Below are 13,782 nucleotides of genomic sequence, written 5' to 3' on the forward strand. Positions count from 1 at the left end.
TTCAGCCGCAGGCGCGAAGCGCTCAGGCCTTGTCCTTGTCGGTCGCGGTGGTGGCTGCGGCCGCGGCCGCCGGGGCCGGGGTCGCCGTGGGGGGTGTTACATCGCGGGCGGTGTCGGCGGCCTCGGCCTCCAGTTCGTTCTTGCCGTCGTTGATGCCCTTCTTGAAGGCGGTGATGCCCTTGCCCACCTCGCCCATGAGCGAGGAGACCTTGCCGCGCCCGAAGAGCACCAGCACGACGATTGCAATCAGGATGAGGCCCATCGGCCCGATGTTATTGAACATGATCCGCTCCATTCCAGGGGCCGATGCCGGCCCGACCCTTGTCTGAGGGTGATGAATAGGGCGTGGCGGCGGCGGCATCAAAGGGGAAAGGGGGTTTCCGGGACGCTCTACTGACAGTATTTTGTCAGTTGCCCCCCGGAGGCTGCCCCGCATGAAGCGCGACGACCGTATTTATGACCTGATCCAGATCCTGCGCGACGGGCGGCTGCATACGGCTGCGGAACTGGCGGCGGCGGTGGGGGTATCGACGCGCACCATCTGGCGCGACATGGAGATGATGGCGCGCACCGGCCTGCCGGTGGAAGGGGAACGGGGGTTGGGATACATCCTGCGGTCGCCCCTTATGCTGCCGCCCACGCTGATGAGCCATGACGAGATGGAAGCGCTGGTGGAGGGGTTGCGGCATGTGGCGGCGGATGAGGCCAATCCGCGCGCAAGGGCCGCGCGGAACCTGCTGACCAAGGTGGCGACGCTGATGCCGCAGGCGGGAATCGAGTCGGAGGGGTGAAGGCTGCTGACAGGGGGTGTCGGTTGGGGTCTGGCAGAAGGGGGACATCGGAACCTTGAGAGGAGAGACCCATGCGCCGGAAACTGACCGTTTCGCTGATTGCCGCCCTGACGATGCTGCCGCTGCCCGCCCCTGCGGATGGCGGGCGCGGAGGCGTTGCGCCCTGTGTGGAGGTGGTGACCTTTCGTCTTGTTGCGGGCACCGATCCTGCTGCCTTTCTGGAGGCGGCGCGCGGGACCGAGGCGCCGTTGCGGGCGCAGCCCGGTTTCCTGCGCCGGCGGTTGGTGCTGGGGGCGGATGGGCAATGGACCGATTGGGTGGAATGGCGCGATGCGGCCAGCGCGCAGGCGGCGGCGGCGGCGATGATGGAGGTCCCCGCCTTTGGCCCCTTCATGGCGATGATCGACGGTTCCAGCGTGGTGATGCGCCACGAGGCGCTGGCCTTCGCGATGGATTGACGGGCGCGCCCTGCCCCGCCACGCTTTGCCCATGCGCCGCACAGACCGTCTGTTCGACCTGATCCAGATCCTGCGCGACGGGCGGTTGCACACCGCCCGCGACATGGCCGAGCGGCTGGAGGTTTCCACGCGAACGCTGTGGCGGGACATGGCGACGCTGATCGCCGGGGGCCTGCCCGTGGAGGGGGAACGGGGTGTGGGCTATATCCTGCGCGAGCCGATCACGCTGCCGCCTCTGACGCTGACGGAAGAGGAGACGGAGGCGCTGGTTCTGGCGTTGCGACTGCTGGCGGAGGGCGCGGATCCGGGGATGGCCGGGGCGGTGGAGCGGCTGTCGGGCAAGATCATGGCGGTGCTGCCCGCCTCGCGGGCGGCGCGGGCGGAGCCGCCGGTCTGGATCTTTCCGGGCGAGGAGGCGCTGGCCGCAGCCCGGCATCTGCCGGACCTGCGGCGCGCGATCCGGCTGGGGGTGGTGATGGAACTGGCCTATGCCGATGGCGAGGGGCGTGAGTCGCGGCGGGAGGTGCGGCCGCTTGTCCTTGAATTCTGGGGCCGTGTCTGGACGCTTGCCGCATGGTGCGAGAAGCGGCAGGATTTCCGGAGTTTCCGGGTGGACCGGATTGCCAGCCTGCGCGACACAGGGCGTGTTCAGGCACCGGAGGCGGGGCGTGATCTGGCGGCGTGGCGCGCGCTGATGGGGATCAGCGGCTGACGGGGAAGACGAAGCAGCGGTCGCGCCGGATCATCAGCCAGAGAGCGGTGCCCGGTTTGGGCAGGAAGACGCCCGGCACGCTGGCGGTAAGGGTGGAGCCGTCATGGTCCATCCGGAATTCCACCAGCGATTCCCGGCCCAGATAGCGCGCGCGCTGCACCACGCCGCGGGCGGGCGTGCCGTCCTGCGCGGTGGGGTTTGGCCCGCGTCCGCCGCGATCGAAATCTATCTTCAGATGCTGGGGGCGGATGACGATGTCCACCTCGGCCCCGTCGGCATGGCCGGGGGTGAGGAAGGCCCCGAAGGGCGTATCGGTCAGCGCCCCGCGCGAGGTGCCGCGGATCACGTTGATGTCGGAAAAGAAGGCAGCGGCGGCCTTATCCACGGGCGCGTTGTAGACGTTGTAGGGAGCACCGCGCTGGACGATACGGCCGCCGCGCATCAGCGCGATCTCGTCGGCCATGCGCATCGCCTCGTCGGGTTCATGGGTGACGAGGAGGACGGCCGTGCCCTCTTCCTTCAAGAGGTCCAGCGTGGCGTCGCGGATGCCGTCGCGCAGGCGGTTGTCGAGGCCGGAGAAGGGTTCGTCCATCAGCATGACCTTGGGGCGCGGGGCAAGCGCGCGGGCAAGGGCCACGCGCTGCTGTTCGCCGCCCGAAAGCTGGTGCGGGTGCTTGGGGCCGTAGCCGGAGAGGTTCACGCGGTCGAGCAGGTCGCCCACACGGGCGGTGCGGGCGGCTTTGTCGCCGGTCAGGCCGAAGGCCACGTTCTGGGCGACCGTCAGATGCGGGAAAAGGGCGAAATCCTGGAACATGAGGCCGACCGAGCGTGCTTCGGGCGGGAGCGTGGGGCCTGCGCCGAAGACGGGCTGGCCATCGATGCGGATGATGCCGGCATGGGGATGCTCTACCCCCGCGATCATCCGCAGGGTTGTGGATTTGCCGCAACCCGAAGGGCCGAGCAGGCAGGTGACCTGCCCCGCCGCGACGGTGAGCGAGACGTCATCTACAACCGGCCTGCCGCCGAAGGCGCAGGTCAGGTTCGAGACGTCGAGGCGCGGCTGGGGTCGATCCGGCATGTTATTCCTAGGGAATTGATCGGAATTACGCCTAGCAGGAGCGGCGCGGCAGGGCAAGGTGAGTGCCCGGGGTCAGGCTGGGGACAAAATTTTTCGGCGAAAAATTCTGCGGCCCAGAAGGGCCGTGGTCGCGGGGGCTCTGCCCCCGCTTGCGAAAATTCTTCGGCGAAGAATTTTCGCCCCCGATCAGAGCGTGGCGAGGGTCTGGCCACCGTCGAGCAGGATGTTCTGCCCCACGATGAAGGCCGCCTGCTGCGAACAGAGGAAGGCGCAGGCTGCGCCGAAATCGGCTGGGTCGCCATAGCGGCGGGCGGGGATGGTGGCCGCACGTTTCGCTCGTGCCTCTTCCATCGTCACGCCTTCGGCCTTCATCACGCCCTGATCGAGCGAGATGGCGCGATCCGTGTCATGGATGCCGGGCAGCAGGTTGTTGATCGTCACGCCGAAGGGCGCGACCTGCCGCGAGGTGCCCGCGACATAGCCCGTGAGCCCGGCGCGGGCCGAGTTGGACAGGCCCAGCACCGCGATCGGGGCCTTGACCGATTGCGAGGTGATGTTTACCACGCGGCCCCATTTCCGGTCGATCATCCCCGGCAGGAGCGCCTTCATCAAGGCGATGGGGGTGAGCATATTGGCATCGAGGGCGCGGATGAAATCGTCGCGCGTCCAGTCGGACCATTGGCCGGGGGGCGGGCCGCCCGCATTGGTGACGAGGATGTCCACCGCGCCCGCGGCCTGAAGCACGCGGTCACGCCCGTCGTCCGTGGTGATGTCGGCGGCAATCGCCGTGACGTTGACGTTGTGGCGGGCGCGGATGGCGGCGGCCGTGGCCTCCAGCGCCTCGGCCCCGCGCGCGTTCAGGACGAGGTCGACGCCTGCCTCGGCCAGCGCCTCGGCGCAGCCTTTGCCCAGCCCCTTGGACGAGGCGCAGACCAGCGCCCTCTTGCCGCGAATGCCCAGATCCATGCGTCGCCTCCTTTTGCCTGTCCGCGCCAAGGGGTAGCGCCCATGGGCCTGCACGGCAAGGGTGGAGCCTGTGGACGCGCGCCGCGCTTTGGGCTATGTGCGCGCCCATGCTGGACAATGCCACCACCCTGCCGCCCGAAATCGCCCGCCGCCGGACCTTTGCGATCATCTCGCATCCGGACGCGGGCAAGACCACGCTGACGGAAAAGTTCCTGCTTTTCGGGGGTGCGATCCAGATGGCGGGTCAGGTGCGTGCCAAGGGCGAAGCGCGGCGGACGCGGTCGGACTTCATGAAGATGGAGCAGGAGCGGGGGATTTCCGTTTCGGCCTCGGCCATGTCCTTCGACTATCGGGAATATCGATTCAATCTGGTGGATACGCCCGGCCACAGCGATTTTTCGGAGGATACCTATCGCACTTTGACCGCAGTGGATGCGGCGATCATGGTGATCGACGGCGCGAAGGGCGTGGAGAGCCAGACGCAGAAGCTGTTCGAGGTCTGCCGGTTGCGGGACCTGCCGATCCTGACCTTCTGCAACAAGATGGACCGGGAAAGCCGCGACACCTTCGACATCATCGACGAGATCCAGCAGAACCTTGCCATCGACGTGACCCCTGCCTCATGGCCCATCGGGATGGGGCGCGAGTTCATCGGGGCCTATGACCTGCTGCATGACCGGCTGGAGATCATGGACCGGGCCGACCGTAACCGCGTGGCGGAATCGGTGAAGATCGATGGGCTGGACGATCCGAAGCTTGCCGATCATGTGCCCGCCGACCTGCTGGCCAAGCTGCGGGAGGAGGTGGAGATGGCGCGGGAACTGCTGCCCGCCTTCGACCGGGCGAGTTTCCTGAACGGGTCGATGACGCCGATCTGGTTCGGATCGGCAATCAATTCCTTTGGCGTCAAGGAGTTGATGGATGGGATGGGGGAATATGGCCCCCAGCCGCAGCCGCAGAAGGCGGCGGAGCGGCAGATCGGCGCGGATGAGGGCCCGGTGACGGGTTTCGTGTTCAAGGTGCAAGCCAACATGGACCCCAAGCACCGCGACCGCGTGGCCTTCGTCCGCCTTGCCTCGGGCCATTTCGAGCGGGGGATGAAGCTGCTGCATGTGCGGTCCAAAAAGCCGATGGCGGTATCGAACCCCGTGCTTTTCCTTGCCGCCGACCGCGAACTGGCCGAAGAGGCATGGGCGGGGGACATCATCGGCATTCCGAACCATGGGCAGTTGCGCATCGGCGATGCGCTGACCGAGGGGGAGGCGCTGCATTTCACGGGCATCCCCTCTTTCGCGCCGGAACTGTTGCAGGGCGTGCGGGCAGGCGATCCGATGAAGGCCAAGCATCTGGAAAAGGCGCTGATGCAATTCGCCGAGGAAGGGGCGGCGAAGGTGTTCAAGCCGATGATCGGGTCGGGCTTCATCGTGGGGGTCGTGGGGGCGCTGCAATTCGAGGTGCTGGCAAGCCGGATCGAACAGGAATATTCCCTGCCCGTCCGGTTCGAGCCGTCGCAATTCACCTCTGCCCGCTGGGTCTCGGGCCCGAAGGCCGAGGTGGAGCGGTTCGTGAACGTCAACAAGGGACATATCGCCACCGACAATGACGGCGACATGGTCTATCTGACGCGCCTGAAATGGGACATCGACCGAGTTGAGCGCGACTATCCGGAGTTGCGGCTGACGGCGACCAAGGAAATGATGGTCTGACCTGCTGCGGGGGCGCGGGCGACCGCGCTCTCCTTGACCCTTCGGTCGAATTCGGATAAGCGACCCGTGAAGGTCAAATGGCCTTTTTGACGCCGGGGCGCCCGGACAGCAGCGTCCCTTCATCTTTGCGGGCCGATCCCGCATCTACAAGGACGCTTATGACCAAATTCTCGGATCTCGCGCTGGACCCGCGCGTACTTCAGGCCATCGCGGAAGCGGGCTATGAAACCCCGACCCCCATCCAGGCCCAGGCCATCCCGCATGCGCTGCAAGGGCGCGATGTGCTGGGGATCGCGCAGACCGGGACGGGCAAGACCGCCAGCTTCACCCTGCCGATGATCACCCTGCTGGGACAGGGCCGTGCGCGGGCGCGGATGCCCCGGTCGCTGGTTCTGGCGCCGACGCGGGAATTGGCGGCGCAGGTGGCGGAGAATTTCGACATCTATGCCAAGCATACCAAGCTGACCAAGGCGCTGCTGATCGGGGGCGTGTCCTTTGGCGAGCAGGACAAGCTGATCGACCGGGGCGTCGATGTGCTGATCGCGACGCCGGGCCGCCTGCTGGACCATTTCGAACGCGGCAAGCTGTTGCTGACCGGCGTGCAGATCATGGTGGTGGATGAGGCCGACCGGATGCTGGACATGGGGTTCATCCCCGATATCGAGCGCATCTTCCAACTGACGCCCTTCACGCGCCAGACGCTGTTCTTTTCCGCCACCATGGCGCCCGAGATCGAGCGGATCACCAATACCTTCCTGTCGAACCCGGCCAAGATTGAAGTGGCGCGGCAATCCACCACCTCGGCCACGATCGAGCAGAAGCTGATCCAGTTTCAGCCGACGCGGAAGGACCGATCCTTTACCGAAAAGCGGGCGGTGCTGCGGGCGCTGATCCGGGGGGAAGGCGAAAGCTGCACCAATGCCATCATCTTCTGCAACCGCAAGATGGATGTGGATGTGGTGGCGAAGTCGCTGAAATCGCACGGGTTCAATGCAGCGCCGATCCATGGCGACCTCGACCAGTCGCAGCGGATGCGGACGCTGGACGAATTCCGCGACGGGACGCTGCACCTGTTGGTGGCGTCGGATGTGGCGGCGCGTGGTCTGGACATTCCGGCGGTGAGCCATGTGTTCAACTTCGACGTGCCCTCGCATCCGGAGGATTACGTCCACCGCATCGGCCGGACGGGCCGCGCGGGGCGGCAAGGCAAGGCCTTCACCATCGCCGTGCCGAATGACGACAAGTACCTGTCGGCCATCGAGAGCCTCGTGAAGCAGGCCATCCCGCGGGGCGAGCTGCCCGAAGGGCTGGACCTTGCGAGCGAAGGGTCGGACCGGCCGCGCGAAGAGCGCGGTGGCCGGGGCGAGCGCGGCGATCGGGGTGGCCGCAGCGGCGGGCGTGACCGGGATCGTGGCCCGCGCGAGGGCCGCGCCCCGCGCGAAAGGCGTGAGGAATCGGCGGTGGAGACCGCGCCCGTGGTGGAGGTGGCCGAGGCCCCTGCCCCGCAGCCGCGCCGCGATGACCGGCCTCGTCGGGACGAGCGCCGGGGGGATGAGCGTCGGGACGACCGTAGGGATGACAGGCGCGACGATCGCCGGGATGACCGCCGTGACGACCGTCGCGGGCGCGACCGGAACGATGATCGTGGTGGGCCGCCGGTGGTGGGCATGGGCGACCATGTGCCGGATTTCATCCTGCGCAGCTTCAAGATCGATGTGCCGGTGACGGATGAGGCAGAGGACGAGATTCCCGCCAATGGCACGGACGGCTGAGCCGTCCGCGAAAATTCTTCGCATGAAGAATTTTCCTCCTGAAACGGCGAAAGGCCGGTCCCTTGCGGGACCGGCCTTTCGCTTTGCCCCTGAGAGGCGCGTCACTCGGCCATGAGGCGGCTGACCACGACGGTCACCTCGGGCTTCTTGCCGATCTCTTCCATGCCGACCTGACGGACGATGCGGCGCAGCGCCTCGTCCAGCTTGTCGTCATCGGCAAGGATCTTGCGCCCTGCCCCGTCGAGAAACTCGGTCAATTCGCCTTCCATCACCTCGGCGAGGATGCCGGAACGGCCACGTTCGGCCAGACCCATGGTTTCGACCCATGCCTCGCCCAGAACCGAATTGTCGTCGTCGAGGATCACGGTCACCATAACGTGGCCGTTCAGCGCCATGCGGATGCGGTCGCGGATCACCCCGTCCAGCGCGCCCACGATGGCCGAGCCGTCAAGATAGAGCCTGCCGGTTTCCACATGGCCCACGGTGACCGGGGTTTCGCCCGTGAGGTCCACGATCATGCCATTGGTCACCACGGCGGCGGCCAGCCCGGCCTCGGTCCCGATGCGGGCATGTTCGCGCAGGTGGCGGTGTTCGCCATGCATGGGGATCAGCATGTCGGGCAGCAGCAGGCGGTGGACATGTTCGAGGTCGGGGCGGTTGGCGTGGCCCGAGACGTGATACTTGCCGCCGCCGTCATCCATCACGTCGACGCCCATTTCCGAGAAGTTGTTCATGATGCGCAGGACGTCGCGCTCATTTCCCGGAATGGTCTTGGAGGAGAAGAGGAAAAGGTCGCCCGCCTTCATCTCCATCCCCAGATACTTGCCGCGCGAAAGCTGGGCAGAGGCCGCGCGGCGTTCGCCCTGCGATCCGGTGACGATCAGCATCAGGTTGCCGCGCGGGATGTCGGCGGCGTCTTCGGGGCTGACGGTGCGGGGGAAATCGGTCAGCACGCCGGATTGTTCCGCCGCAGCCACCATCCGCTTCATCGCGCGGCCCATCAGGCAGACGGAGCGGTCGGCGGCCTTTGCGGCCTCGGCCAGTGTCTTGAGGCGGGCGACGTTGGAGGCGAAGGTGGTGGCCACGACAAGCCCGCCGCGCCCCGCCACCAGATCGCGGATCGGTTCGCGGATGGAGCTTTCCGAGCGGCCGGGGTGCAGCGAGAAGACGTTGGTCGAGTCGCACATCAGCGCCTTGACGGGGCGTTCGGCGGCGATTTCGGCAAAGCGGGCGTCGTCCCAGGGTTCGCCGACCACGGGACTGCGGTCCAGCTTGAAGTCGCCGGAATGGACGATGCGGCCTGCGGGGGTGTCGATCACCAGCGCGGCGCTTTCGGGGATGGAGTGGCTGACGGGGACGAATTGCACCTTGAAGGGGCCGACCTCCACCGTCTCGGGCCGGGCGGCGACGATGTTGATGGCCTCGATGGGCAGGCCCTGCTCTTCGAACTTCAACCGGCCCACGGTGGCGGTGAAGCGGCGGGCGTAGACGGGCTTTTGCAGGCGCGGCCAGAGGTGGCCGAGCGCGCCGATATGGTCCTCATGCGCGTGGGTGATGAAGATGGCCTCGAGCCGGTCGAGGTTCTCTTCCAGCCATGTCAAGTCGGGGAGGATCAGATCCACCCCCGGCGTCGAGTCCATGTCGGGGAAGGTCACGCCCATATCGACGAGGATCAGGCGTTCCTTGTTCGCCGGGCCATAGCCATAGACATAGGCGTTCATGCCGATCTCCCCGGCGCCGCCGAGGGGAAGGTAGATCAGCCGGTTCACAGTCATGCGCGTTCCAGTTCCTTGTTGTGGCGGTCGATGAGCATCAGACCATGCATGGTCAGGTCATCCTCGACGTTGTCAAATAGTGCGGTATCCTGCGCGAACAGGGAGGCGAGGCCACCTGTCGCAATGACCTTCATTGGGCGGTCGCGTTCCTTGCGGACTTCGCGGACGATGCCTTCGATGAGGCCGATATAGCCCCAATACACGCCGGACTGCATGCAGGCCACCGTATTCGTGCCGATGGCGCGGGCGGGGCGGCTGATGTCCACATGCGGCAGGGCGGCGGCGGCCATGTGCAGTGCCTCGAGCGAGAGGTTCACGCCGGGGGCGATGACGCCGCCGATATAGGCGCCGTCGGTGTCGACCACGTCGAAGGTGGTGGCGGTGCCGAAATCGACGACGATCAGGTCACCGCCGTGGCGGTCATGCGCGCCGACCGTGTTGACCAGACGGTCGGGGCCGACGGTGGTGCCTTGGTCCACGCGGGGGGCGACGGGAAGGCGGCATTCCGGCTTGCCCACGACCAGCGGGCGGCAGTCGAAATAGCGGTTGCAGAGGACGCGCAGGTTGAACACGACGCGCGGGACGGTAGAGGAGATGATGGCGTCGGTGATCTGCGCGTCGGTCTTCGTCAGCATCATCAGCGAGGAGAGCCAGACGAAGTATTCATCCGCCGTCCGCTTGTGATCGGTCGCGATGCGCCATGTGGCGATGAAGCGTTCCCCGTTCCAGATGGAGAAGACGGTGTTGGTGTTGCCGCAGTCGATGGCGAGGAGCATGGGCGTTCCCCTGTCAGAAGAAGACTTCCGCCGCCGGGATGGCGACGGGGCCGTGGGATTGGCGCAGGATGAGGGCGCCGCTGTCGTCGATGGTTTCAAACGTGCCTTCACGGGTTTCCGTGCCGGTGCGGGCGCGGATCGTCTCGCCCAGTCGGGCGGCGTGGGAGAGCCATGCGCTGCGGAGGGGTGCGAAGCCTTCCTCGCGGAAGGTCTGTTCCCAGCGGGCATAGGCGGGGGCGAGGGCGTCGAGGAAGGTTTCCGGCGTGACGCGCAGGCCCGTTTCGGAGAGCAGCGTGACGGGGGGGACAGCCCCCGCCTCCATCAGCGCAGGGTCGGGGGCGGCGATCAGGTTGACGCCGATCCCGATGGCGAGGTGCTGGACGCCCTGCCCCGCCCCGCTGCTCTCCAGCAGGATCCCCGCGACCTTGCCGCCGTTCAGCAGCACGTCATTGGGCCATTTGAGCTTGAACGCCTCAGGCAACCCGGTCAGCGCCACGAAGGCATCGCGCAGCGCCAAGGCGGCGGCGAAGGAGCGCAGCGCGACGGTGGCGGCGGGTTCCGTGGGGTGCAGCAGCAGCGTCCCGTGGAAATTCCCGCGCGGGCTCGCCCATGCGCGGGCGCGGCGGCCACGGCCTGCGGTCTGCTCTCCCGCCAGAATCCAGCAAGGCCCCGCGTGTTGCGGGGCCAGCCGGAAGGCATGTGCATTGGTGCTGTCGACCGTGTCGAGGAAGTGGCGACCCACCACCTCGGGCCAGACGTTACCGGACAAGGGCTTCCGCCGCGATGGCGGCTGCGGGTTCGATGCCGAAGAGGTTCACGATGCCCACGACCATTATGACCGCCACCGCCACCAGCATCGCCCACTGTGCAGGGGCCATGCGGGACTCGACGCCTTCGGTTTCCTTGCCGAAATACATGAAGAAAACGATGCGGAGGTAGTAGAATGCGCCGATGACGGAGGCGACCGCACCCGCCAGTGCAAGCCAAGTCATGCCCGCGTCAACCGCCGCCTTCAGGACGTAGAACTTCCCGAAGAAGCCCACCATCGGCGGCACGCCAGCCAAGGAGAACATCAGGACCAGCATCGCCAGTGCCTTGAGCGGTTCTTTCTTGGAGAAGAGGTTCAGGCTGTCGATGGAGGTGACGGGGCGGCCATCGCGTTCCATCGACAGGATGAAGGCGAAGGTGCCGACGTTCATGGTGACGTAGATCGCCATGTAGATCAGCATGGCCTGCACGCCCTCGGCCGTGCCGGAGGCAAGGCCGACCAGCGCATAGCCCATATGCGCGATTGAGGAATAGGCCATGAGGCGCTTGATGTCGCGCTGGCCGATGGCGGCGATGGCGCCGAGGAACATGGAGATCACGGCAAGGGCCGCGAGGACCTGCGTCCAGTCACCCGGGATCGCGCCGAAGGCATCCCAAGACAGCCGCGCCAGCAGCGCCATGGCGGCAACCTTGGGTGCCGTGGCGAAGAAGGCGGTGACAGGGGTGGGCGAGCCTTCGTAGACGTCGGGCGTCCACATGTGGAAGGGCGCGGCGGAGACCTTGAAGGCAAGGCCCGCCAGCATGAAGACGAGGCCGATCAGCAGGCCGAGCGGCGCGCCATGTTCCAGCGTGGACAGGATGCCGGAGAAGAGCGTGGTGCCCGCATAGCCATAGGTCAGCGATGCGCCATAGAGCAGGATGCCAGAGGACAGCGCGCCGAGGACAAAGTATTTCAGGCCGGCCTCGGTGGACTTCACGCTGTCGCGGCGCACGGCGGCAACGACGTAGAGCGCCAGCGATTGCAGTTCGAGGCCGATGTAGAGCGCCATGAGGTCACCTGCGGAGACCATCATCATCATCCCCACGACCGCAAGGGTCAGCAGGATGGGATATTCAAACCGCAGCAGGTCGCGGCGGATCATGTAATCCTGCGACATGATCAGGACGGCGGCGGCAGAGACGAGGATCGTCACCTTGGCGAAGCGCGCGAAAGGATCGTCGATGAACATGCCGCCGAAGGCGGTGCGCGCGCCCTCTCCGCCCGCGCCGATATAGAGCGCGAGGGCGAGGAAGAGGCCAGCGGTGGCCCATGAGATGAGAGGAGCGACCTTGTCCTTCGTCGTGTAGACGCCGAACATCAGCGCGGCCATCGCGTAGACGGCCAGCACGACCTCGGGCAGGACGGTGGAGAAATCTTGCGGGGTCATCCGGTGCGTCCCTTCAGTTCTGGGCAAGCTGCGTGTCGCCCGGGGCGGGCAACGCAGCCTGATAGTCGGTGATCAGCGCCGATACGCTGGGACCGATGATATCGGTCACGAGCGAGGGGTAGACGCCGAGAAGCAGGGTCATGGCGACGAGGGGGGCGAAGATCGCCTTCTCGCGCCGCGTCATGTCGGTGATGGACTTCAGCGCCTCTTTCACCAACTCGCCCATGACGACGCGGCGGTAAAGCCAGAGGGCATAGGCCGCCGAGAGGATCACGCCGGTGGTGGCGACGGCGGCGACCCAGGTGTTGACCTGGAAGATGCCGACGAGGGTGAGGAATTCGCCGATGAAGCCGCTGGTGCCGGGAAGGCCCACGTTGGCCATGGTGAAGAACATGAAGATGAGCGCATAGGCGGGCATCCGGTTCACCAGACCGCCATAGGCGTCGATGTCGCGGGTGTGCATGCGGTCATAGATCACGCCGACGCAGAGGAAGAGCGCGCCGGAGATGAAGCCGTGGGACAGCATCTGGAAGATGGCCCCGTCGATCCCCTGCTGGTTCGCAGTGAAGATGCCCATCGTCACGTAACCCATGTGGGCGACCGAGGAGTAAGCGATCAGTTTCTTCATGTCCTGCTGGGCGAGCGCGACCAGCGAGGTGTAGACGATGGCGATGGCCGACATCCAGAAGACCAGCGGCGCGAGCAGGTCCGACGCCACCGGGAACATCGGCAGCGAGAAGCGCAGGAAACCGTAACCACCCATCTTCAGCAGGATCGCGGCCAGCACCACCGACCCGGCGGTCGGGGCCTGAACGTGGGCATCGGGCAGCCATGTATGCACGGGCCACATCGGCATCTTCACCGCGAAGGAGGCAAAGAAGGCGAGCCAGAGCAGCGTCTGCAAGCCGCCGACGACGTGGATGCCCAGAACCTGCATGTCCTCGGACCCGAAGTTGTGGGCCAGAAGCGACGGGATGTCGGTGGTGCCCGCGTCCATGTACATCGCGATCATCGCGACCAGCATCAGGACCGAGCCAAGGAAGGTGTAGAGGAAGAACTTGAACGCCGCGTAGATGCGCTCCTTGCCGCCCCAGATGCCGATGATCAGGAACATCGGGATCAGCCCCGCCTCGAAGAAGAGGTAGAACAGCACCATGTCCAGCGCGCAGAAGACGCCGAGCATCAGCGTTTCCAGCAGGAGGAAGGCGATCATGTATTCCTTCACCCGCGTCTGCACATCCCAGCAGGAGGCGATGACGAGCGGCATGAGGAAAGTGGTCAGCATCACGAAGAGGACCGAGATGCCGTCGACGCCCATCTTGTATTTCAGGCCGAGGATCCAGTCGTATTCTTCGACGAACTGAAAGTCCGTGTTTGCCGGATCGAAGCCGAACAGCACGAAGAGCGAGACGAGGAAGGTCGCCGTCGTGGCCAGCAGTGCCAGCCATTTCGCATTCCGCTGCGCCGCCGCGTCGTCGCCACGCAGGAACAGGGCGAGGATGGCCGCGGCGACGGCCGGGATGAAGGTGATGATGGAGAGCAGGTTATCCATA

Annotated in this window: 13 protein-coding genes; 5 read left to right on the top strand and 8 right to left on the bottom strand. The window is 66.1% G+C overall.

The features are described 5' to 3' along the window. Positions 1-22: 22 nt before the first annotated feature. Positions 23-283 carry a twin-arginine translocase TatA/TatE family subunit gene (locus TabM4_RS11600; protein WP_434612456.1) on the bottom strand — a complete coding sequence of 87 codons (261 nt, stop codon included), beginning with the start codon at positions 281-283 and terminating at the stop codon, positions 23-25. Between the two features lie 151 nt (positions 284-434). Here TabM4_RS11600 and TabM4_RS11605 point away from each other — a divergent pair, with 151 nt between their 5' ends. From TabM4_RS11605 to TabM4_RS11615, 3 genes are all read left to right on the top strand, one after another. Then, a complete protein-coding gene (locus TabM4_RS11605; protein WP_434612458.1) occupies positions 435-791 on the top strand; it encodes a helix-turn-helix transcriptional regulator in 357 nt (118 codons plus the stop codon). Positions 792-862: 71 nt separating this feature from the next. After that, positions 863-1,249: a hypothetical protein gene (locus TabM4_RS11610; protein WP_434612460.1), complete on the top strand. Its 387-nt coding sequence runs from the start codon at positions 863-865 to the stop codon at positions 1,247-1,249. 31 nt (positions 1,250-1,280) lie between these two features. Continuing rightward, positions 1,281-1,961: a helix-turn-helix transcriptional regulator gene (locus TabM4_RS11615; RefSeq protein WP_434612462.1), complete on the top strand. Its 681-nt coding sequence runs from the start codon at positions 1,281-1,283 to the stop codon at positions 1,959-1,961. Here TabM4_RS11615 and TabM4_RS11620 read toward each other — a convergent pair. Further along, the gene (locus TabM4_RS11620) at positions 1,951-3,039 is read right to left on the bottom strand and encodes an ABC transporter ATP-binding protein (protein ID WP_434612464.1); all 1,089 of its coding nucleotides are present in this window, start codon (positions 3,037-3,039) and stop codon (positions 1,951-1,953) included. The genes TabM4_RS11615 and TabM4_RS11620 overlap by 11 nt on opposite strands. 186 nt (positions 3,040-3,225) lie before the next feature. After that, complete coding sequence (locus tag TabM4_RS11625) at positions 3,226-4,005, bottom strand: SDR family oxidoreductase (protein WP_434612466.1); 780 nt, start codon at positions 4,003-4,005, stop codon at positions 3,226-3,228. A 107-nt stretch (positions 4,006-4,112) separates the two neighbouring features. Here TabM4_RS11625 and TabM4_RS11630 point away from each other — a divergent pair, with 107 nt between their 5' ends. Next, positions 4,113-5,711 (top strand): peptide chain release factor 3, encoded by a 1,599-nt coding sequence (locus TabM4_RS11630; protein WP_434612468.1) that lies wholly within the window; start codon positions 4,113-4,115, stop codon positions 5,709-5,711. Between the two features lie 158 nt (positions 5,712-5,869). Further along, complete coding sequence (locus TabM4_RS11635) at positions 5,870-7,483, top strand: DEAD/DEAH box helicase (RefSeq protein WP_434612469.1); 1,614 nt, start codon at positions 5,870-5,872, stop codon at positions 7,481-7,483. A 101-nt stretch (positions 7,484-7,584) separates the two neighbouring features. Here the strand turns inward: TabM4_RS11635 and TabM4_RS11640 are convergent, their stop codons facing one another. Genes TabM4_RS11640 through TabM4_RS11660 form a run of 5 tightly spaced genes read right to left on the bottom strand, consistent with a single transcriptional unit; the run spans position 7,585 to position 13,781 of the window. After that, positions 7,585-9,258, bottom strand: a complete 1,674-nt coding sequence (locus TabM4_RS11640) for a ribonuclease J (protein WP_434612471.1) — start codon at positions 9,256-9,258, stop codon at positions 7,585-7,587. Next, on the bottom strand, positions 9,255-10,034 hold the full coding sequence (locus TabM4_RS11645; RefSeq protein ID WP_434612473.1) for a type III pantothenate kinase: 780 nt from the start codon (positions 10,032-10,034) through the stop codon (positions 9,255-9,257). Before TabM4_RS11645 ends, TabM4_RS11640 begins: the two co-directional genes overlap by 4 nt. Positions 10,035-10,047: 13 nt before the next feature. Continuing rightward, on the bottom strand, positions 10,048-10,803 hold the full coding sequence (locus tag TabM4_RS11650) for a biotin--[acetyl-CoA-carboxylase] ligase (RefSeq protein ID WP_434612474.1): 756 nt from the start codon (positions 10,801-10,803) through the stop codon (positions 10,048-10,050). Next, positions 10,793-12,229: an NADH-quinone oxidoreductase subunit NuoN gene (nuoN, locus tag TabM4_RS11655; RefSeq protein ID WP_434612476.1), complete on the bottom strand. Its 1,437-nt coding sequence runs from the start codon at positions 12,227-12,229 to the stop codon at positions 10,793-10,795. The genes TabM4_RS11650 and nuoN overlap by 11 nt, the downstream gene beginning before the upstream one ends. Before the next feature lie 13 nt (positions 12,230-12,242). Beyond that, positions 12,243-13,781: an NADH-quinone oxidoreductase subunit M gene (locus tag TabM4_RS11660; protein WP_434612478.1), complete on the bottom strand. Its 1,539-nt coding sequence runs from the start codon at positions 13,779-13,781 to the stop codon at positions 12,243-12,245. Position 13,782: the final 1 nt, after the last annotated feature.

The organism is Tabrizicola sp. M-4, assembly GCF_051132405.1.
Classification (GTDB): Bacteria; Pseudomonadota; Alphaproteobacteria; order Rhodobacterales; family Rhodobacteraceae; genus Paragemmobacter.